Consider the following 20,284-nt stretch of genomic DNA (forward strand, 5'->3'; position numbering starts at 1 on the left):
TGTCATGCCCGGCCGATGGGAACTTCACGGCCACCGGTGAGACAGGGCACTACCTGCGGCGACGCGGTGGCGGCAGGCTCGGGGCATGACCTACGAACCGATCGTCTCTGTCCGCGGGGTCCGGCGCCGGTACGGTGACTTCGAGTCCGTGCGCGGAGTCGACCTCGACGTCCGGCGTGGCGAGCTGCTGGCGCTGCTCGGCACCAACGGCGCCGGGAAGACCTCGCTCGTCGAGCTCGTCGAGGGGCTCGCCCCGGCCGACGCCGGCCAGATCCGTGTGCTGGGCCACGACCCCTACCGCGAGCGGGCGCGGATCGTCGGCGGCCTGGGCGTGATGCTCCAGGAGGCCGGCTTCTCCTCCGACCTGACCACCGTCGAGACGATGCGCCTGTGGGCGGGGACCCTCGCCCGGCCTCGCCCGCTCGAGGAGGTGCTCGACGACGTGGCGCTCACCTCCCGCGCCGACGTGCGGGTGGGCAGCCTCTCCGGTGGGGAGCGCCGTCGGCTCGACCTGGCGCTCGCCATCCTCGGCCGCCCGGAGCTGCTGGTGCTGGACGAGCCGACCACGGGCCTCGACCCCGAGAGCCGGCGTGCGGTGTGGCGGCTGGTGCGCGGGATGCTGGAGGACGGTGTCACCGTCCTGCTGACCACCCACTACCTCCAGGAGGCGGAAGAGCTCGCCGACCGGGTCGCGATCATGCGGGCCGGGCGGGTCGTGCGGGAGGGCACGGTCGCCGAGGCGGTCGCCGCCGAGCCGGCACGCATCGAGTTCGTGCCGCACGACGGCGCCGGCGCGCTGCTGACGCTCACGACGGCGGACCTGCCGGCCCTTGCCGGGCTCGTGGACGCCGAGGTCCGGCGGGCGCGGGTGCACCTGCGCACCACGGCGCTCCAGGAGGACCTGGAGACGGTGCTGGTCTGGGCGCGTCAGCGCGGGATGCGGTTGGGGGAGCTGGACGCCCGGTCGGCGTCCCTGGAGCAGGCGTTCCTCTCGCTCGCCGAGCAGTCCGACGTCGAGGAGGTCGCCGCATGAACGCCCCGACCGGCACCGCGCGGGCCGCCCGGCCGACGGCGTCACCCACCCGACGGCTGCTCGCGCTGGGGCGCGCCGAGACGCTGCTCCTGGTGCGCAACCGCACGGCGCTCGCGAACGCCCTGCTGCTGCCCGTCGGGTTCGTCGGCCTGTTCGCCGTCCTGGGCGCCGTGGGCGAGGACGGCGCGCCGGGAGCGGCCGTGGCGACCAGCGTCCTGGTGATGCTGCTGCTCGTGGCCCTGCTCTTCGTCGTCTACTACAACCTCACGACGGCGTACGTGGCCCGTCGCGAGGACCGTGTGCTCCAGCGGCTGCTCACCGGTTCCACGACGCGCGTCGAGGCGCTGCTCGCGCCCGCGCTGCCCGCCGTCGTCGTCACCCTCGCCCAGCTCGGGCTCGGCTACGCGGCGGTGGCCGTGGTGATCGAGCCGCCGGGCCTGGTCAACCCGGTCCTGCTCCTCGTCGCCGCGCTCGGTGGCGCGGCGGTGCTCGGGGCGCTCGCGGCCGCGACCGCGGGCTTCTCCCGGACGGTGGAGTCCGTGCAGCTCACCACGCTGCCCGTGATCGCGCTGGTCCTGCCGTTCGCGGGAATGTTCCCGACGTCGGACGCCGGGGTGCTCGGCACGGTCGCGCGGTTCACACCGCTGCGGCCCGTGTCCGAGCTCATGACCCTGGGGCTGACCGGGACAGACGTCGACGGTCAGACGCTGTCGTTCGTCGAGACGTTCGGGGCGGCGGCCCTGCCCGTCGCCGTGCTCGTGGGCTGGTCGGTGCTCGGGGTGCTGGCGGCACGCCGCTGGATGCGTTGGGCACCGCGGCGGTGATCTCGACCGTCGCGCGGACGTGGCAGGCTGACGACGTGACCTCCGAGCCCACCACCGCTCCTCGCACGGCGTCGCGCAGGCCGCCTCGCTGGCCGGCGGCGCCCGGGGCGTGGAGATCTACACGCGGATCAGCCTGTACCTGTTCGTGCCGCTGGAGGGCTTCTTCTACCTGTACGCGGTCGTCGCGCTGGCGGAGCACGACCCGCTGCCGTCCGCCGTCGGGCTGGGAGCGCTCGCCGTCGCCGCCCTGGTCCACATCGGGACGGCGTTCGCGACGGTGCACGTCGGCTTCGACCGGCCGCTGGTCGCCGGCGGCAGGCTGCACCCGATCGTCATCGCCCTCCTCGTCGCCACCGCCGCCGTCGTCGTCCTCGCCCTGGTGGCCTTGCCCGGGACGGCGACGGACGCGGTGCGCCTCGATGCTCGTGCCATGACGATCGCGGTCTGCGGCGCCGCGACCTGCGGAGCGCTGGCCACCGGGTTCGCGATCCGGCCGCTCGCCGTCGTCGCGCTGTGGGTGCCGGTGGTCGTCCTGGTCACCTGGGTCCTCGACGGCTCGTTCAGCGGCGGCGCGGTCGTGGCTGCCGTGTTCCTCTACGGCCTGGTGATGTTCTGGACGGGAACCGTGCGCATCTCGATGTGGATCGTCGAGGTGGTGCGCGAGCTCGAGGCGGCCCGGGAGGTGGCCGGCCGGCTCGCCGTCGCGGAGGAACGGCTGCGCATCTCGCGCGACATGCACGACGTCGTGGGGCGTGCCCTGTCAGCCGTCGCCGTCAAGAGCGACCTGGCCGCCGCCCTGGCCCGCCGTGGTGACGAGCGCGCGGCCGACGAGATGGACGAGGTGCGCGCGCTGGCCCAGGAGTCGCTGCGCGAGGTGCGCGGCGTCGTCGCCGGCTATCGCTCGACCGATCTCACGACCGAGCTGGCCGGGGCGCGATCCGTCCTGCGGGCGGCCGGGATCACGGTCCGCGTCATCGGTGAGGTGCCACCGCTCGGCACGCCCCAGCAGGAGGCGCTCGCCTGGGTGGTGCGCGAGACGGTGACCAACGTGGTGCGGCACTCGCGGGCGACGGAGTGCCGGCTCGAGCTCGACGACGACGCCGGGGCGACGGTCCTGCGGATCGCGAACGACGGCGTCGGCGGCGCGGGCGCCGGCGGTACTGGTGACCGGGGCGGGACCGGGCTGGCCGGTCTGCGTGAACGACTTGCCGCCGTGGGCGGCACCCTCGACGTGGCAGCGCACGGTGACCGGTTCACCGTGACGGCGCGCGTCCCGACTCCTGGAGCTGCCGCATGATCCGGATCGTCCTCGCCGACGACGAGACCCTCATCCGGGACGCCGTCGCTCAGCTCCTGGACCTGGAGGAGGACCTGGACGTGGTGGCCGTCGCGAGCTCCGGGACGGAGGCCGTCGCGGTGGTGCGGCACTACGCGCCGGACGTCGCGGTGCTGGACCTGCAGATGCCGGGCGCCGACGGGATCGAGGTGGCCGAGGCCGTGCGGGGAGAGGTCCCCGGCTGCGGGATCGTCATCGTCACCGGGCACGGCCGGCCGGGGCACCTCAAGAAGGCGCTCGGGGCCGGGGTGCGGGGGTTCCTGCCCAAGACGGTGTCGGCGACGGTGCTCGCCGCCGCGATCCGGCAGGTCGCGTCCGGCGGCCGGTACGTCGACCCGGAGCTGGCGGCCGACGCCATCGCCGCGGGCGACTCGCCGCTGACGGCGCGCGAGGCGGACGTGCTCGAGCTCGCCGCCGACAGTGCGCCGGTGGAGGAGATCGCCGACCGCGCCGCGCTCGCCCCCGGGACGGTGCGCAACTACCTGTCCTCGGCGGTGGCGAAGCTCGGGGTGACCAACCGGCACGAGGCGGTCCGGGTGGCGCGTGCCAAAGGCTGGGTCTGACCCGCCCCCCCTCTCTCGCTGTGGGTGCACGACACGCCGTCTGGCTTGTTGGCCAGACGGCGTGTCGTGCACCCACAGCGACGGGGGGCGGGGCGTGGCTGTCGGGTACGGCCCGTAGGCTGGGCGCGTGTACGAAGGAGCGGTCCAGGACCTGATCGACGAGCTCGGCCGCCTACCCGGCGTCGGGCCCAAGAGCGCGCAGCGGATCGCGTTCCACCTGCTGGCCGCGGACGCCGCCGACGTGCGGCGGCTCACCGACGCGCTCACCGAGGTCAAGCTGCGGGTGCGGTTCTGCGAGGTGTGCGGCAACGTCGCGGAGTCCGAGCGCTGCCGCGTGTGCGCCGACCCCCGGCGTGGTGACGACGTGATCTGCGTGGTCGAGGAGCCGAAGGACGTCGTCGCGATCGAACGCACGCGGGAGTTCCGCGGCAGGTACCACGTGCTCGGCGGGGCCATCAATCCGCTGGACAACGTCGGTCCGGACGACCTGCGCATCTCCGAGCTGATGTCGCGGCTGGCCGACGGCGCCGTCACCGAGGTCATCATCGCCACGGACCCGAACGTCGAGGGAGAGGCGACCGCCACCTATCTCTCGCGCCTCATCGGCCCCATGGGGCTGACCGTCTCGCGGCTGGCGTCCGGCCTGCCCGTCGGCGGCGACCTCGAGTACGCCGACGAGGTCACGCTCGGCCGGGCGTTCGAGGGACGCCGGGTCGTCGGCAGCTGAGCCGCCGCCGGCCCGCGCGGCGCAGGCCCGCAGACGCGGCCGGGCCCGCCCCGCACGGTGGCGGAGCGGGCCCGGCCGGGTCCTGAGGTGGGAGATCAGCGGACGGTGAGCTCCGCCGTCGTCGTCACCTCCTCGTAGAGCGAGTCGCCCAGGTACTCCACGGTCACGGTGTGCGCCCCGTCGGTGAGCTCCGCCGTCGGCAGCTTCACCTTGGCCGGGCCGTCACCGAGCTCGGTCTCGACGACCTCGTCGCCCAGAGTGACGCGCACGGTGCCGGTCGGGACCGGGTCGCCCTCCGCGCCGGACACCCAGACCATCACCTTGGTGTCCTTGCCGGCCTTGACCTTCGGCGGCGCGAGCTTCGCCCGGACCTCGGCCGGCAGTCCCTCGGCGCAGTCCACGGCGTCGTAGGACGCCTCGACGTCGAGGGTGCGCTTGTCGCCCGACGCCGTCACCTGGACGGTGCCCGCGGCGAGCTCGGCGGCCTCGGCCGCGAACGACTCCGTGACGGAGGCTCCCGGCTCGACGCCCTCGACGGTGCGGGACCCGAGCGCCGTGTCGACGGCGAGGTCCACCGGGACGTCGACCTCGTCGTTCGTCACGGTGACGTCGACGACGGCGGACTCCGCCTCGCACCGCACCTCCGCGGTCGCGGCGACGGCCAGGTCGCCGAGCGGCTTCACCTGGATGTCCCGGTAGAAGACCGTCTCGCCGGCGCCGTGGTTCTGGACCCCGAGGAAGCCGCGGGAGAGGTCTCGCGCCGGGTCCGTGCTGACGAAGTCGTTCACCAGCACCCCGTTGAGGAAGATCCGGATCGTGTCGCCCACGACGCGGATGTCGTAGCTGTTCCACTCCGGCACCGGGTGGAGGGCCGCGTCACGCGCCTCGGCGTCCGCACCCTGGAAGGTGTAGATCGCACCGGTGGTGCGGTCCGGCTCGTCGCTGGCGTCGATCTGGATCTCGTAGCCCTGGTCGACGGCGACCCACGGGTCGTTGCCCGGGTCGGGGAACCCGACGAACACGCCGCCGTTGTCGTCCTTGACCAGCTTCCAGTCGAGCTGGAGGCTGTAGGAGCCCTGCAGCTCCTCGGTGTGCCAGAGCAGGCCCATCCCCCCGGCGCCCTCGAGCGTGCAGTCGGCCTGCCGCCCGAACGACCCGGCGCCGGCGAGACGCCAGTCGTCGAAGGAGGCGAGCGTGCCGTCGAACAGGGCGGTGTAGCCCTCGTTGGGCTCGCTCGGTGCGCACAGGTCCGGGTTCTCGCCGATCGACAGGACGTCGAGGTTGACGTTGCCGTCGTCCCCCTCGTCGAACCGGAGGGTGATCGTGTTGCCGCCCTCGCGCAGGTCGAGGTCGCGCGTGACGAAGTCCCACGTCTTCCAGTCACCCGTGCTCGGCAGCACCCACGGGTCCACCTCGGTGCCGTTGACGAGCACCGAGATCGACTTGTCGCCCTCGAACGGGTTGGGACCGTTGGCGTAGCGCAGGTTGACCGGCTGCGTGCCGGCCGTGTCCGCGTCGACGGTGAACGTCACGCCGGCGCCGGGCGACTGGATGCCGTCCACGAACCCGGAGCCCGAGTAGCCGCTGTGCTCGCTGTCGAGCCCCGCGGACCCGAGCAGCACCGACTCCTCGGCCTCGTAGTACCCGCGGTCCGCGGGTGCCACGTAGCCGGGCAGGCTGTTGAGCGTGTACCAGGCCTCGGTGTTCCACAGCTCGCGGCCCTCGGCGTCGCTGAACGGGCGCGGCGAGCGCAGGTGCACGACCCGGCCCGGCTTGAGCCCGTCGACGGAGAGGCTGACGGTGGTGCCGTCCTCCGAGACGGTGGCGTCGCTGACGTGCAGCACCTCCTCGTCGATCTTCGGTCCGCCGTACTGCTGGGTGGGCACGTAGCGCCACTGGTCGACGCGGTACGCCTGCGCGGCGTCGTCGGCGATCTTCGCGACCGTCTCGTCGGACAGCGGCTGGCTGTACTCGATCTCGAAGCCGCCCTCCTGCACGCGCATCTCCAGCATGTCGAACGACTCCTGGCCGGTCGGCGTCAGCTTCTGCAGGCCGTACCGGAGCTTGTTGGGCTCGCTCCAGTTGCCGGCCTCGCCGATGCCGCCCACGTAGACGGCGCCGTCGGGCCCGATCACGGTGCGGTTGACGCCCGCCTCGAGGCCCGCGGTGTGCCGGAAGACGGCGCCCTGGAAGTCGCCGTCGACCTTCTCGAGGAACCCGCGCTGCAGACCGCCGTAGGTGACGTCGCCGAACAGGAGCTGGCCGGCGAACCGGCCCTCGGAGAGCTGCACGGGCTCGCTGGGCGAGTTGCCGATCTCGTTCTGGGGGATCCACAGGGCCGGCTGGGTGACGGGCTGGTCGTCGAACGGGCCGTCCGGGTTCGTGTAGTGGTTGAAGAACCGGTCCTGCTCGACGTGCACCAGCTTGGAGCTGGGCAGCCAGGCGCCCTGGTTGTCCATGACGAACAGCTCGTCCTCCGGCCCGAACGTCATGCCGTTCGGCGTCCGCAGACCACCGGCCACGTAGTCGATCTCGCCCGTCTCGCGGTCGACCGTGATGCTCGTGCCGCGGTTCTCGGCCGGTTGCGGGTCGGTCGTCGCTCCACCGTTGTTGATGGCCACGGAGAGGTTGACGTAGAAGTGGTCCTCGTCGTGCAGCAGGCCGAACGCGAACTCGTGGAAGTTGCCGCCGAACGGCCACTCCGCGACGGTGGAGCGCTGGTCGTAGAAGCCGTCGCCGTCCGGGTCGGTGAGCTCGGTGAGTGCGTCGCGCTCGGTGACGAAGATCGAGTCGTCGATGACGGCCACGCCCATCGGGTTGAACAGGTCGGTGGCGATCTTGGTCGCCGTCACCTCCTCGGCGCTCGTCTCGCCGGTCACCTGGTCGAGCACGAAGAGCTCGCCGGGCTCCGGGTCCTCGACCCAGCCGCCGGGGCTCACGGAGCCGGACGTCGCGACGACGAGGTCGCCGTCGGCGGTCCAGTCCATGCCGGAGACCATGGGCTCGAAGCCCTCGGGCCGCAGGTCGGTGAGGTCGTAGCCGGGGTGGACGGCGTCCAGGGGCAGGCCGTCGCCGGCGGTGTCCTCGGCGCCCTCGCAGTACTTGGTGCCGGGTGCCGTGACGCGGACGACGCCGGCCTCGGTGCTCAGCGCCTCCTGCGGCACCACGGTGAACTCGGTGGCGCCCGGCGGCATCCACTCGAGCCGCAGGACCTGGCCGTAGGCGTCCTCGAAGAACTCGACGAACAGCGGGTGCGCACCAGCCGTCAGCGTGACGGTGCCGTCCACGGACTCCTCGCCGTGCAGGCCGTCGTTGTCGACGACGACCTCGTCGCCGATCGACAGCCGGGATCCGTCGTCGCTGGTGAGGCGGAACGTGTACTCGCCGTCCTCGGGGGCGTGCACGTTGCCGACCACGTGGGTGAGGAAGTGGTCCTCGAGCCCGAACTGGCTCGCCTCGGTCCAGTCGACCGTCGGCATGAGCTTGTCGATGTTGGGGGTCTGCCCGTCCTTGAGGCGGCAGAGCTGGTCGATGCCCTGGCGCAGGTCGTAGGTGCGCAGGGTGACGCCGGGTTCCTGCGGCGGCAGGTCGGCGGTCCGGAGCTGGGTGGCGGCCGGGGAAGCGGGCTCGACGGCCCCGGCGGGTGCGGTGGCGAGGGCTACGGTGCCGCCCGCCAGGGTCAGGGTGACGAGTCCCGCGAGAGATCTCCTGGCGGGGCCTGACGGCCGTGCTGGCATGTTCTTCCTCCTCGAAGACGGTGCGATCGACCGTCCTCGACCGTAGCCCCACTTATGCTAACGATCAAGCAAAAGTTGAAAGTTCATCTTCGGATCATGCTCGGTCCTTGGCCGATCCGTGACCCGCCTGGCGCCTCGACGGCCGCTCGGGGGACACTGGCAGCACGCGGCCGAGGACATGCTCGGCCAGGCACCGAACGCAGGGACAGGTGAGGAACGTGCCAGAGATCTCCCCCGACTCCGAGCTGCGGGACGTCGCCGAGCAGATGTCCGCCCAGGCGCGGACCTTTCTGTCGACGACGTCGCAGGTCGCCTCGGGAGGCTTCCCTGGTGCCGAGCTGTCGCTGCTCATCCTCGCGACGTCGGACCTGCTCGCCGCCGGTGCGCGCCTCGCCGCGATCACCGACGTCGTCCCCGTCGAACGCTTCGAGCCCGACGCCGGTCGCGAGACCGACATGGACCCGCTGCGGATCGCCCTGGCCCAGATGTTCGACGGGTTCGACGACTACGTCGAGGTATCCGACCCGGTGCTGAGCACCGACGTCGCGCCCGCCGCGCTCTCGGGCGACCTGGCCTGCGTCGCCGACGAGATCGCCAAGGGGCTCCAGCACTTCGACGACGGCCACGAGCTCGAGGGCCTGTGGTGGTGGCAGTTCAGCTACCTGTCGAGCTGGGGAGAACGCGCCTCCTCGGCGCTGCGGGTGCTCCAGGGTGTGCTGGCGCACCTGCGCCTCGACGTCGCGGACGACGTCGCCGCCGAGGCGGAGTACGACGCCCTGCACGCCTGACGCCCGCCGTCTCGCTGTGGGTATGAAATCGACGAGTTTTCCTGGCGGAGACTCGTCGATTTCATCCCCACAGCGGACGGGGGTCAGGCGACGCGCGTGCCCTGCGGGAGGCGCTGGGCCGGTATCTGCAGGCGCCGGACGGCGGTGACGATGCCGCCCGCGCCCAGCAGCACGTAGATCCCGAGGCCCCACGGCCACACGGGCGACTCGCTCGGCTCCGGCTCCTCGACCGGCGAGGCCATCGGCACCCCGCTCTGGCTCTCCGAGTACCACATGTCGCCGCACCAGTCCTGCTCCGGGGCAGGGCCGGTGCGCGCGTACCGGACCCCGTACTGGATCAGGGTCAATGGGTCCGCGGCGTAGTCGTACGTCTCCGGGTCCGTCAGCGGCTGGGCGTCGGCGACGACGACGAACGGGTTGGCCGCCAGCAGCCACCAGGTGCGCTCCGAGTGCCAGACCTCCTGCCTCTGGGTGGTCCACTCGCACTCGGGCGGTTCCGTGTCCTCCCAGTCGTAGCCGACCGGCACGTCCCAGGTCCGCACCTCCTCGGTGGTGGTCACCAGCGGGACGCTGAGCCCGAACAGCGCCACGGTGACCACCGACAGCCCGCCCACCGTGAGGTAGGTGAGCACGGCCGAGCCGGAGGTCTTCGCCGTCAGGGCGGAGAAGCCGAGCCCGACGGCGCACACCACGCCGAGCACGATCGCCAGCACCAGCAGCACCGACACGAGCGACCAGAACGGCAGCCCGCCCACGACGAACGCCCACGCGAGGAACGGCACGCTCGTCGCGAGGAACGCCAGCGCTGCCAGCCAGGCGGCGAGCAGCTTGCCGACCACGATCTCGGCCGGCGTCAGGAGGGTCGCCTGGAGGGTCGCCAAGGTGCCGGCGGTCCGGTCGCCGTTGATCGCGGAGGCGGTGAGCGCCGGTGCGACGAGCAGCCCGAGGAACAGCACGAAGAACACCACGACGCCGAACATCGTGCGGCCCGCGCCCGCGCCCATCGAGGGATCGTCGAAGAGCATGGCGATCGCGCCGGAGGTGAGCAGCGTGATCACCCCGACGACCACGAACCACACGACGAGCGCGATCTTCCAGCGGGTGGACCGCACCCGTTGGCGCAGCTCGAGCTGCGTGACGGTCCGGACGCCCTGCCAGGAGAGCGACCAGTCGCTCGTCGGCACCTTCGACGGCCGGTCGCCCGACGCCGGTGCCTCCTGCGTGTCGACGCTCATCGCCGTTCCTCCTCGAGTCGCAGGTATGCCTGTTCCAGCGCACCGCCGGCAGGCGCCAGGCTGACCACCGGCACGTCGGCCGCGATCGCGTCCCGCAGCAGGGCCGCCGCGGCCTCGTCGCCGTCCAGCTCGACCAGCGCGGCCCCGTCCTCCTCGGCACGGGCAGGGATCCCCGCCGTGGTGAGCCAGTCCGTGAGCGCCACTGGCGAGAGCGCGGCGATCCGCCACGCCCGGCGCTCGGCCGCGGCGTCGTCGACCGACTGGGACCGCACGGTCCGCCCCTGGGAGAGGAAGACGGCGTCGTCAGCCATCTCGTCGAGCTCGGTGAGCACGTGCGAGCTGATGAGGACCGTCTTGCCGGCGGCGGCGAGCCGGCGCACGAGCACCCGCAGGTCGACGCGCGAGCGCGGGTCCAGGCCGGAGGCCGGCTCGTCGAGCAGGAGCACGTCCGGGTCGTGCACGAGCGCGCGCGCCAGGCCGAGACGCTGCTTCTGCCCGCGCGAGAGCACGTGCGCGGGGGCGTCGGCCAGCTCGGTGAGATGGACCAGGTCGAGCAGCTCGACCGCGCGTCGGGCGCCGGCGTCGGGCGTCATCCGGTAGGCCGCCGCGACGGTGACCAAGACCTCGCGCGCGGTGAGCGACTCCCACGTCCCGAACACGTCGGGCATCCAGCCGATCCGGGCGCGGGCGGCACGTCCGTGCGTGGCCGGGTCGAGTCCGGCGACGCGGATCTCGCCCCGGTCCGGGGCCAGCAGGCCCGCCAGCATCAGCAGCAGCGTCGTCTTGCCGGACCCGTTGGGGCCCACGAGCGCCGTCACCCGCCCGGGCCGCGCGTCGAGGTCGACGCTCACCACCGCGTGCACCGCCCCGAACGCGCGCCGCACGTCACGTGTCCTGATCCCACCACCGTCGTCGGTCATAGCGACGAACCTACGCGGTGCCGGAGGGGGCGAGCGTCATCCTCGGGGATGATCTCTGACGTGCGACGACGTCCCGCCACCCGGGCGTCACCCGGCGTTCACCGCGCGGGCCCGCCGGCGCTACCGGGGCCTCCTAGCGTGCGCCAGGACCCGTCCCCTCACACCGGAGGCACCTGTGCCCGTCCGAGGCATCCACCCACCTGTCGCCCGCGCCGTCGCCGCCGCGGCCGGGCTCGCGCTCTGCGGGGCCGCGCTGGCGCTCCCCGCCCGGGCGTCCGTGGTCGACGACCCGGTCGGCACGAGCGCCGACGACGCCGCGATCGACCTGCGGGCGCTCGGCAGCTACGAGACCGGGCTGTTCGACGAGTCCGCGGCCGAGATCGTCGCCCACCACGGCGGCTCGCAGCGGCTTTTCTCGGTCAACGCGCACGCCGGAGAGGTCACCGTGCTCGACGTCGCCGACCCGGCCTCGCCCGTGAAGCTCTTCGCCCTGCGGACGGCGGGCGTGGCGGCCGACGACGGTTCCACGGTCCCGGCCGGTGCCGTGGCCAACTCCGTGACCGTGCGCGCGGACGGGCTCGTCGCCGTCGCCGTCGAGTCCGACCCGAAGACCGACTCCGGCTGGCTCGTCTTCTTCGACGCCGCCGCCGACGGTGCCGCACTCGGTGCGGTCCGCGTCGGGGCGCTGCCCGACATGGTGACGATCACGCCGGACGGTGCCCGCGCCGTCGTCGCCGACGAGGGGGAGCCGGACGACGACTACGCCGTCGACCCCGAGGGGGACGTCGCCGTCGTGGACCTGCCCGACGGCGTGGCCGCGCCGTCGCAGGACGCCGTGCGGATCGCGGACTTCCACGCGTACGAGGCGGACGGGGCGCTGCCCGACGGCGTGCGCGTCTTCGCGGGCATCGAGGGCGTCGACCACCCGGTCTCGCGCAACCTCGAGCCCGAGTACGTGGCCGTCTCGGCCGACTCGGCCACCGCCTACGCGGTGCTGCAGGAGGCGAACGCCGTGGCGGTCGTCGACCTGGCCGCCGCCGAGGTCACCGAGATCTGGCCGCTCGGCGCCAAGGACTTCTCGGTCGAGGGCCAGGGCATCGACCCGTCCGACAAGGACGGCGGGATCGACGTCCGGACGATCCCGGTCCAGGGCCTGTACATGCCGGACGGGATCAACGCCTACACCACCGGCGGCGAGACCTACCTGGTCACCGCCAACGAGGGCGACGCCCGCGAGTGGGGCGACTACGAGGAGCCCGTGCGGATCAAGGACCTGGGCGAGGACGGCGTCGCGCCGCTGTGCGAGGGCAGCCCGGTCGCGGGGCGCACGGCCGACGAGGACCTGGGTCGTCTGGACGTCTCGCGGGCCTCCGGGCTGCGGGCCGACGGCGCATGCTACGAGGAGGTGTTCGCGTTCGGCGGCCGTTCCTTCTCGATCTGGACCACCGACGGCGAGCAGGTCTTCGACTCCGGCGACGACTTCGAGCGGGTCACCGCGGAGGTCGCGCCGGAGAACTTCAACTCCGACCACGGCGAGTCGTCCTTCGAGTCCCGCTCGGACGCGAAGGGCCCGGAGCCGGAGAACCTGGCGATCGGCGAGGTCGACGGCCGCACCTACGCGTTCGTCGGGCTCGAACGGGTCGGCGGGATCATGGTCTACGACGTCACCGACCCGGCCGGGGCGCAGCTCGTGCAGTACGTCAACAACCGCGACTTCTCCGTCTCCGCCGAGGACGCGATCGACGACGGCGCCGACCCGGCCGCCACCGTCGCCGCGGCCGGCGACCTGGGTCCCGAGGGCCTGGACTTCATCGCGGCCGAGGACTCACCGACCGGTGAGCCGCTGCTCGCCGTCGGCAACGAGGTCTCTGGTTCCACGACCCTCTACGCGATCGACGGTCCGGCCCCCACCGAGGTCCCGGCGCGCGGTGTGCTCAGCGACGACAACGCGCACGACGGCGTCCGTGGCGGCGACTACACCGTGTCCGTCGACCTGTGGTGGGGCCAGAACGCCACCCAGGTGCGACTGCTCGAGAACGGCGAGGTCGTCGCCAGGCGCCACCTGGTGGACGCCTCGCCGTCGTCGCAGCACGTCGACTTCGCCCTCACCGGGCGTACCGACGGCACGTACTCCTATGCCTGCGAGCTGGTGAACGCGGCCGGCACCACCGACTGCCGCTCGCACACGGTCCGGGTCACGGACGCGGCCCCCGCCGTGCCGAAGCTCAGCCACGACAACCACGACAAGGACGGCACGTACACGGTCTCCGCGGACCTGTGGTGGGGCACCAACGCCACCTCCTGGACGCTGCTCGAGGACGGCGCTGAGGTGGCGACCGGCGAGCTGACCGACGCGACGCCGTCGGCCCAGCACGTCGAGGTGCCGCTCACCGGGCGCGAGCCCGGCAGGCACGCCTACCGGATCGTCTTCGCCAACGACCTCGGCGAGACCTCCAGCAAGGAGCTCACCGTCCGCGTGAAGTAGGCGCGAGGCGGCACGCAGAACAGAGGTCGGCGGGGAGACCGACGACCGGGGTGACCACGTGCGAGGATTCCGGACGTGCTCGATCTCGACGTCACCACCATCCTGCTGCTCGTCCTGGCCGGTCTCGCGGCCGGCTGGGTCGACGCCGTCGTCGGCGGTGGTGGGCTGATCCAGCTGCCGGCGCTGCTGCTCGTGCCGGGCATCTCGCCCGTGCAGGCGCTGGCCACGAACAAGCTCGGCTCGATCATGGGCACGTCGGTCAGCTCGATCACGTACTACCGGCGGGTGGGGCCGGACCTGACGACGGCGGGGCCGATGGCCGTCGCCGCCCTGGCCGGCGCGGTGGGTGGCGCCGCGCTCGCCACCCAGATCCCCGCCGAGCTGTTCACTCCGATCATCCTCGTGGTGCTCATCGCCGTCGCGACGTTCACCCTCCTCAAGCCCCAGCTCGGCCAGCAGGACAACCTGCGCTGGGAGGGCAACCGGCACCGCGGGACGGCCGCCGGGATCGGGCTGGTCATCGGCGCCTACGACGGTCTGCTCGGTCCCGGGACGGGGACGTTCCTGGTGATCTCGCTCGTGAGCGTGCTCGGCTACGCCTTCCTCCCGGCGTCGGCGCTCGCGAAGATCGTCAACTTCGCCACGAACCTGGGGGCGCTGCTGTACTTCGTGCCGGCCGGCGCCGTGATCTGGGGGCTCGGGCTCGCGATGGGCGCCGCGAACCTGGTGGGCGGGTACGTCGGGGCGCGCATGGCGGTGGCGAAGGGCTCCGGGTTCGTGCGCGTCGTCTTCGTCGTGGTGGTCGGTGCGCTCATCTGCAAGCTGGGCTACGACGTCGTCACCGGCGCGGCGTAGCGCGGGTGTCCAGGCTCTCCTTGTGACCGTCGACACACCGGTCCCGGGAGTCGGTCGCTACGATGGTCCGCGCACACACAAGACACCGGCGGGCCGTTGAGAGAGACGGTGGTCGGCAACAGAAAGGTTGCATGCATGGCACTGGTCGTGCAGAAGTACGGCGGGTCGTCCGTCTCGGACGCCCGCTCCATCAAGCGCGTGGCCAAGCGCATCGCCGAGGCCAGGCGCGCCGGCAACGACGTGGTCGTCGTGGTGAGCGCCATGGGCGACACCACGGACGAGCTCCTCGATCTTGCCGGAGAGATCAGCCCGAAGCCCCCGCAGCGCGAGATGGACATCCTGCTCACCGCCGGTGAGCGGATCTCGATGTCCCTCCTCGCGATGGCGATCGACAAGCTCGGGGTCAAGGCGAAGTCCTTCACCGGTCAGCAGGCCGGTCTCCTCACCGATGCCGTCCACGGCAAGGCGCGCATCGTCGACGTCGTCCCGCACCGGATCCGGCAGACGCTCTCCAAGGGCCAGGTCGCGATCGTCGCGGGGTTCCAGGGCGTCAGCACCTCCAACGACGTCACCACGCTGGGTCGTGGTGGATCCGACACGACGGCGGTCGCCCTGGCCGCCGGGCTCGACGCGGACGTCTGCGAGATCTACACCGACGTCGACGGCATCTTCAGCGCCGACCCGCGCATCGTGCCGGGCGCCCGCAAGATCGACCGGGTCACCTACGAAGAGATGCTCGAGCTGGCGGCGTCCGGCGCCAAGGTCCTCGCGCTGCGCGCCGTCGAGTACGCCCGCCGGTACGGCGTGCCCGTGCACGTGCGCAGCTCGTTCTCGGGCAAGACCGGCACGCTCGTGGCCGGTACTCACGGAGATCTCATCGACCCGAACGCCAGCACCGGTGACCAGGAGGAAGCCATGGAAGACCCGATCATCTCCGGCGTCGCGCACGACAGCAGCGAGGCCAAGATCACCGTCGTCGGTGTCCCCGACACGCTCGGCCAGGCCGCCCGCATCTTCGAGGTGGTGGCCAGCGCCGGCGCGAACATCGACATGATCGTCCAGAACGTCTCGGTCGCCGCGACCGGGCGCACGGACATCTCGTTCACGCTGCCGCACGGCGACGTCCGTTCCACGGTGGCCGCGCTCAACGCCGTGAAGTCGGAGCTGAAGTTCGACGAGCTGCAGATCGACGACGAGATCGGCAAGGTGTCGCTCGTCGGTGCCGGCATGAAGTCGCACCCCGGCATCTCGGCGCGCCTCTTCGGTGCGCTGCGGGACGCCGGGATCAACATCGAGATGATCTCCACCTCGGAGATCCGCATCTCGGTGGTCACCCGCGCCGACAACCTCGACGACGCGGTCCGGGCCATCCACACGGCGTTCGGTCTGGACTCCTCCGAGGGCGAGGCCGTGGTCTACGCCGGGTCGGGGCGGTGATCGGCTGATGACTGTCATCAACGCTCAGGGAGTCAACGTCGCCGTGGTCGGCGCGACCGGTCAGGTCGGCGCCGTGATCCGCCGTCTCCTCACGGAGCGCGGGTTCCCGGTCAAGGAGCTGCGGCTCTTCGCCTCGGCGCGGTCGGCGGGGTCGACCCTCGCCTACGAGGGCGTCGACGTCACGGTCGAGGACGTCGCGGCGACGCCGACGGCGGAGCTCGCCGACATCGACGTCGCCCTCTTCTCGGCGGGCGGGGGCACGTCGCGCGAGCACGCGCCCCGCTTCGCGGAGGCGGGCGCCGTCGTCATCGACAACTCGTCCGCCTGGCGTCTCGACCCCGAGGTCCCGCTGGTGGTCTCCGAGGTGAACCCGGAGGCGATCAGCGACGCGGCCAAGGGCATCATCGCCAACCCGAACTGCACCACGATGGCCGCGATGCCGGTGCTCAAGCCGCTGGCCGCCGAGGCCGGGCTGGAGCGGCTGCGGGTCGCGACGTACCAGGCGGTCTCGGGGTCCGGGCTCGGCGGCGTCAAGGAGCTCGCCGACCAGGCGCGCGCCGCCGTCGCCGGTGACCTCGAGGGGCTCACCCACGACGGCTCGGCCGTGCAGTTCCCCGAGCCGGAGAAGTACGTCGCGCCGATCGCGTTCGACGTCATCGCGCTCGCCGGGTCGATCGTCGACGACGGGTCGGGGGAGACCGACGAGGAGCAGAAGCTCCGCAACGAGTCGCGCAAGATCCTCGGGCTGCCTTCCCTGGCGGTGGCCGGGACCTGCGTCCGGGTGCCGGTGTTCTCCGGTCACTCGCTCGCGATCCACGCCGAGTTCGGCGCGGCTCTGTCGCCCGAGCGGGCGCGCGAGCTGCTGGCCGCCGCTCCGGGTGTCGAGCTGGCGGACGTCCCGACGCCGCTGGGCGCGGCGGGTGCCGACCCGTCGTTCGTGGGCCGCATCCGCACCGACCAGTCAGTGCCGGACGGTCGGGGGCTCGTCCTCTTCGTCTCCAACGACAACCTGCGCAAGGGGGCGGCGCTGAACGCCGTGCAGATCGCGGAGATCGTCGCCGGTGACCTCGCCGAGCTCTCGACGTACGACGAGGTCGACGCTGCCGCCGTCGACGCCTGACGCGAGGTAGCGCAACTCTGCGCGAGGTAGCGCACGAAGGGCCGCGGTGGGACTCGTCCCGCCGCGGCCCTTCGCCGTCCCCCTCTTCCGCTGTGGGTGTACGACACGCGGTTGTCGCCGAGTGGACGACGGCGTGTCGTACACCCACAAGTGGGCTCACGGGCGTGCGGCGTCGCTGACCTCGGTCCGCCCGTGCTGGACGGCGTCGAGCAGGTCGGCCAGGTCGGCACCGGCGCGCAGCAGCGCCCGTGACCGTGTCGCGATCGAATCCAGCCGTGCGCGCAGGGTGGTCTCGGCCTGGGATGTGGTTCCGGGTCCTCGCAGCGCCGCCAGGACGGTCGCCACCGCCGGGACGCCGTAGCCTGCCGCGCGCAACGCCGCGACGATCCGCGCGGAACCGACCTGCTCGACGTCGTAGGTGCGGACGCGCAGGGACCCGACTCGTTGTGCGGTGACCAGTCCTTCGGCCTCCCAGTGGCGCAGCGTCGAGGTCCGGACACCCAGGGCGTCGGCGAGCTCGGTGATGGTCAGGACGTCCCCGGGACGGGTCGCCGCCGGCTCGGCACCGATCTCGTCGAGCGCGTCGAGCGCCAGGAGGGTCTGCCGGCGGTCCTCGGCGAGGCCGACGTGCAGATCGGTCAGGGCCGCCACGGCGACATCGGGCGCCGATCCCCACAGTCCGGCCATCGTGCGGCGCGCGACGACGGGGCCGACGGCGGTGGCGAGCCCCCGGTAGGCACGGACCGCCCGGACATGGACCGGCCGGTACAGCCGGTAGCCGGTGGCGGACCGTGCGGCCGACGGGAGGACGCCGAGCCGTTCGAGGTCCCGCACCTCCTGCACGGAGTACCCCGTCGCGCGGGCGACCTCGACGGTCCGCATCGGTCGATCCATGACAACCCCACAGAAGCACTTCAAGGTGATGCTTGAACCATGAGTATGGACCAGATCATCGAGACGGTGCGCGGGTGGGACGGCGCCCTCGTCCTGCAGCCCGGACCTGGCAGCGGCGCCCCGGAGCTCGCCTGGGGTGACGCCTTCTTCTACTGCGCACCCGACGGTCGGGTACCGACCACCGTGCAGCCCTACGGCACGATCGTCACGAAGGACTACCCGGACGACACCAGCTGCGACCTCGACCGGCCAGGACGGTGGCGCGTCAACATCCACGTGGGCCGCCGGCGCTCCGTCGAGCTGGACCCCGTGCACGCGCCGACCGCTGCCGATGGCGGCGGTGCGGCCGGGGCGCGGCCGTCGGCCGACGTCCCCACGGACGTGCTGATGGCCCACCCGGTGTACGGGGAGCTGGGCTGGGTGTGCGTCGTCGACCCCGCCGACCGCACCTCCGGCACCGTCCTGGCGTTGCTGCGGGAGGCGCACGACGCGGCCCGACGGCGGTACGAGCGCCGGAGCTCCCTCGGGTAGCCGTGGCGACCCGGCACCCTCGCTGTGGGTGCACGACACGCGGTGGTGGTCGGGTCGTTGGTGGCGTGTCGTGCACCCACAACGGTCGGGGGGGGTCAGCAGGTGGGATCGCCGTGGGTGTCGTCGCACACGAGGCGGACGCGGGCTTCGGTGAGAGTGACGGGGTCGGTGGTGCTGGTGGTGGTGATGGTGCCGTCGATGGGGGTCCAGGTGCTGGTGCCGGTGATGCGGAAGTGTCCTTCCCAGGTGGTGGTCAGGGTGGTGGTGACGTCGTCGCGGTACCAGTTGCCGGCCTGGTCGCGGAGGGTGCCGGTATGGGTGTCGGGGTGGCCGAGGTGGGTGTAGGTGTGGCCGATCCAGGTGCTGTCGGGTATGGGGGTGCCGTCGGTCCAGGGGTGGCCGGGGTCGGTGGTGGTCAGGGTGGCGCCGCCGGGGGTGTGGGGGTCGTCGAAGTCCCAGGTGTACTGGACGGGGTCGGCGCGGATCTGGACCGGGACGTCGAGCAGGGTGACGTCGGCGATCTGGGGCTGGGTCGTGGCGTAGGCGGGGTAGTGGACGTTGACCAGGAGGGGTTCGCGGGCCTGCAGCACGGCGTCGGGGGTGGGGATGTGCATGGTGGCGAACTCGTGCTGGGCGGGGGCGGCGAGGTCGGCGGGGGTGACGCACTCGCTGCCGGAGACGCGTTCGGGGGCGGTGTAGGTGCCGTCGTTCTGGAGACGCTCGACCCAGAGCTCGGCGAGCTCGTACTCGTCGTCCGCGCAGGGTGCGCCTTGGAAGTCCGCTTCCTGGGAGCCGTCGGGGCAGGAGTCCAGGGTGGTGATGAAGTCTGCGCCGTCGGTGGTGGCGGCGAGGTTGCAGGTGGTGGAGTCGGTGCGGAAGTAGCGGTCGCGGGGACCGTCGTCCCCGGACGTCGCGGGGCTCTCCGCATCGCCGACGCCCGTCACAACGGCTGAATTGTCCTGATCGTCGGTCCTGCCGTCGAAGGTTGGCTCGGCCGCCGGTTGCGCCGGAATCTGCGGCGCTTCGGAAGCCACTAGGACCATTGCGGCGGCGAAGAGTACTTCCTTCAGCACTACTCGTCCTCCAGGCCGCTCACGGCAACTACATGCCAGCCTGTGCCTGAGTTCTTGATTTCGACACGTTGCTTGAAGGTGGACGCCCCTTCTTCGAACACCACATCGCCATTCGGTTTCTGGATGCTCGCTCGATCGGCGGACACTCTCACATCGACTGGCCAGATTCCTGTCGGATCATCCCGCTCGTAGACGTGTGTGATTTCAACCGCCGCTTCGCCGCCTGTCCACACGTACGCGTTGTCGTGGATTTCTCGCGCCTGTTCGAGGCGTCGCGAGCAGTACCCGCACTCCTTGTGCGACATCGCTTCCCACTCGGCGGTGTCGCCGGTCTTCATGATGTAGTCGTCCAGGCTGAGGAAGTACTTCGCTGCCGCCTGGGCACCTTCGTACCCGTCGTCGTCCATCGCGGCGGGCCGCTCGGGCGCGACGACCACGGGTGTCGGCGACGGTGCCGGCGAGGACTCGGCGACGGAGGGCGACGGGCTGGAGGTGACTTCCGCCGTCGTGCCCTGATCCGTCGGCGCGGGAGCGGGCTGGGTGCAGCCGGTGAGCAGGAGCGCCACCAGGGCGAGCGCACCGAGCGCAGGGGCGGCAGGGGACATCGAGGGCTCCTTCACGGCTTCCTTCACCAGCGGGTCGACGGCGACACCTCGACACCGTAGCGAAACCGGACCATCTCGGGCACGGGCCTGTGGACGACGTCTCACCAGACGGTCACGACCG

17 protein-coding genes are annotated in these 20,284 nt (G+C 72.1%); 11 read left to right on the forward strand and 6 right to left on the reverse strand.

Annotation, left to right across the window (positions count from 1 at the left end; all coding sequences use genetic code 11):
- Positions 1-85: 85 nt before the first annotated feature.
- The 5 genes from AC3RJ8_RS02335 to recR all read left to right on the forward strand — a co-directional run bounded on the left by AC3RJ8_RS02335 (position 86) and on the right by recR (position 4,483).
- Positions 86-1,033: an ABC transporter ATP-binding protein gene (locus AC3RJ8_RS02335; protein ID WP_489714358.1), complete on the forward strand. Its 948-nt coding sequence runs from the start codon at positions 86-88 to the stop codon at positions 1,031-1,033.
- Positions 1,030-1,857, forward strand: a complete 828-nt coding sequence (locus AC3RJ8_RS02340; protein ID WP_489714359.1) for an ABC transporter permease — start codon at positions 1,030-1,032, stop codon at positions 1,855-1,857. The genes AC3RJ8_RS02335 and AC3RJ8_RS02340 overlap by 4 nt, the downstream gene beginning before the upstream one ends.
- A 109-nt stretch (positions 1,858-1,966) precedes the next feature.
- Positions 1,967-3,154 carry a sensor histidine kinase gene (locus AC3RJ8_RS02345; RefSeq protein ID WP_489714360.1) on the forward strand — a complete coding sequence of 396 codons (1,188 nt, stop codon included), beginning with the start codon at positions 1,967-1,969 and terminating at the stop codon, positions 3,152-3,154.
- On the forward strand, positions 3,151-3,756 hold the full coding sequence (locus AC3RJ8_RS02350) for a response regulator transcription factor (protein ID WP_489714361.1): 606 nt from the start codon (positions 3,151-3,153) through the stop codon (positions 3,754-3,756). The genes AC3RJ8_RS02345 and AC3RJ8_RS02350 overlap by 4 nt, the downstream gene beginning before the upstream one ends.
- 127 nt (positions 3,757-3,883) lie before the next feature.
- A complete protein-coding gene (gene recR, locus AC3RJ8_RS02355) occupies positions 3,884-4,483 on the forward strand; it encodes a recombination mediator RecR (RefSeq protein ID WP_489714362.1) in 600 nt (199 codons plus the stop codon).
- A gap of 95 nt (positions 4,484-4,578) precedes the next feature.
- Here the strand turns inward: recR and AC3RJ8_RS02360 are convergent, their stop codons facing one another.
- On the reverse strand, positions 4,579-8,220 hold the full coding sequence (locus AC3RJ8_RS02360; protein ID WP_489714363.1) for a 3-keto-alpha-glucoside-1,2-lyase-like domain-containing protein: 3,642 nt from the start codon (positions 8,218-8,220) through the stop codon (positions 4,579-4,581).
- Between the two features lie 218 nt (positions 8,221-8,438).
- Here AC3RJ8_RS02360 and AC3RJ8_RS02365 point away from each other — a divergent pair, with 218 nt between their 5' ends.
- Positions 8,439-9,008 carry a DUF5063 domain-containing protein gene (locus AC3RJ8_RS02365; protein ID WP_407320752.1) on the forward strand — a complete coding sequence of 190 codons (570 nt, stop codon included), beginning with the start codon at positions 8,439-8,441 and terminating at the stop codon, positions 9,006-9,008.
- An 83-nt stretch (positions 9,009-9,091) separates the two neighbouring features.
- Here the strand turns inward: AC3RJ8_RS02365 and AC3RJ8_RS02370 are convergent, their stop codons facing one another.
- Positions 9,092-10,243 (reverse strand): ABC transporter permease, encoded by a 1,152-nt coding sequence (locus tag AC3RJ8_RS02370; RefSeq protein WP_489714364.1) that lies wholly within the window; start codon positions 10,241-10,243, stop codon positions 9,092-9,094.
- Entirely contained in the window at positions 10,240-11,163 is a 924-nt protein-coding gene (locus AC3RJ8_RS02375; RefSeq protein ID WP_489714365.1) for an ABC transporter ATP-binding protein, read from the reverse strand. Before AC3RJ8_RS02375 ends, AC3RJ8_RS02370 begins: the two co-directional genes overlap by 4 nt.
- A gap of 175 nt (positions 11,164-11,338) precedes the next feature.
- Between AC3RJ8_RS02375 and AC3RJ8_RS02380 the strand changes: the two genes are divergently transcribed.
- The 4 genes from AC3RJ8_RS02380 to AC3RJ8_RS02395 all read left to right on the forward strand — a co-directional run bounded on the left by AC3RJ8_RS02380 (position 11,339) and on the right by AC3RJ8_RS02395 (position 17,060).
- Positions 11,339-13,648 carry a choice-of-anchor I family protein gene (locus AC3RJ8_RS02380; RefSeq protein WP_489714366.1) on the forward strand — a complete coding sequence of 770 codons (2,310 nt, stop codon included), beginning with the start codon at positions 11,339-11,341 and terminating at the stop codon, positions 13,646-13,648.
- Positions 13,649-13,723: 75 nt separating this feature from the next.
- Positions 13,724-14,503 carry a TSUP family transporter gene (locus AC3RJ8_RS02385; protein WP_489714367.1) on the forward strand — a complete coding sequence of 260 codons (780 nt, stop codon included), beginning with the start codon at positions 13,724-13,726 and terminating at the stop codon, positions 14,501-14,503.
- Positions 14,504-14,638: 135 nt separating this feature from the next.
- Positions 14,639-15,940, forward strand: a complete 1,302-nt coding sequence (locus AC3RJ8_RS02390; protein ID WP_489714368.1) for an aspartate kinase — start codon at positions 14,639-14,641, stop codon at positions 15,938-15,940.
- Positions 15,941-15,947: 7 nt separating this feature from the next.
- A complete protein-coding gene (locus AC3RJ8_RS02395) occupies positions 15,948-17,060 on the forward strand; it encodes an aspartate-semialdehyde dehydrogenase (protein WP_489714369.1) in 1,113 nt (370 codons plus the stop codon).
- A gap of 156 nt (positions 17,061-17,216) precedes the next feature.
- On the opposite strand, the gene AC3RJ8_RS02400 is transcribed toward AC3RJ8_RS02395, so the two are convergent.
- Positions 17,217-17,942: a MerR family transcriptional regulator gene (locus AC3RJ8_RS02400; protein ID WP_489714370.1), complete on the reverse strand. Its 726-nt coding sequence runs from the start codon at positions 17,940-17,942 to the stop codon at positions 17,217-17,219.
- Positions 17,943-17,993: 51 nt separating this feature from the next.
- Here AC3RJ8_RS02400 and AC3RJ8_RS02405 point away from each other — a divergent pair, with 51 nt between their 5' ends.
- Positions 17,994-18,485, forward strand: coding sequence for a DUF6194 family protein (locus tag AC3RJ8_RS02405; protein ID WP_489714371.1), 492 nt, complete (start codon positions 17,994-17,996; stop codon positions 18,483-18,485).
- A gap of 95 nt (positions 18,486-18,580) precedes the next feature.
- Here AC3RJ8_RS02405 and AC3RJ8_RS02410 read toward each other — a convergent pair whose 3' ends face one another.
- Together AC3RJ8_RS02410 and AC3RJ8_RS02415 are read right to left on the reverse strand one after the other, a co-directional pair.
- Positions 18,581-19,429 carry a hypothetical protein gene (locus tag AC3RJ8_RS02410; protein WP_489714372.1) on the reverse strand — a complete coding sequence of 283 codons (849 nt, stop codon included), beginning with the start codon at positions 19,427-19,429 and terminating at the stop codon, positions 18,581-18,583.
- A gap of 128 nt (positions 19,430-19,557) precedes the next feature.
- Positions 19,558-20,163 (reverse strand): DUF6318 family protein, encoded by a 606-nt coding sequence (locus AC3RJ8_RS02415; protein WP_489714373.1) that lies wholly within the window; start codon positions 20,161-20,163, stop codon positions 19,558-19,560.
- Positions 20,164-20,284: the final 121 nt, after the last annotated feature.

It is taken from the genome of Isoptericola sp. MSGPD8_1_ISO-PGPR-S23-394, assembly GCF_058072785.1.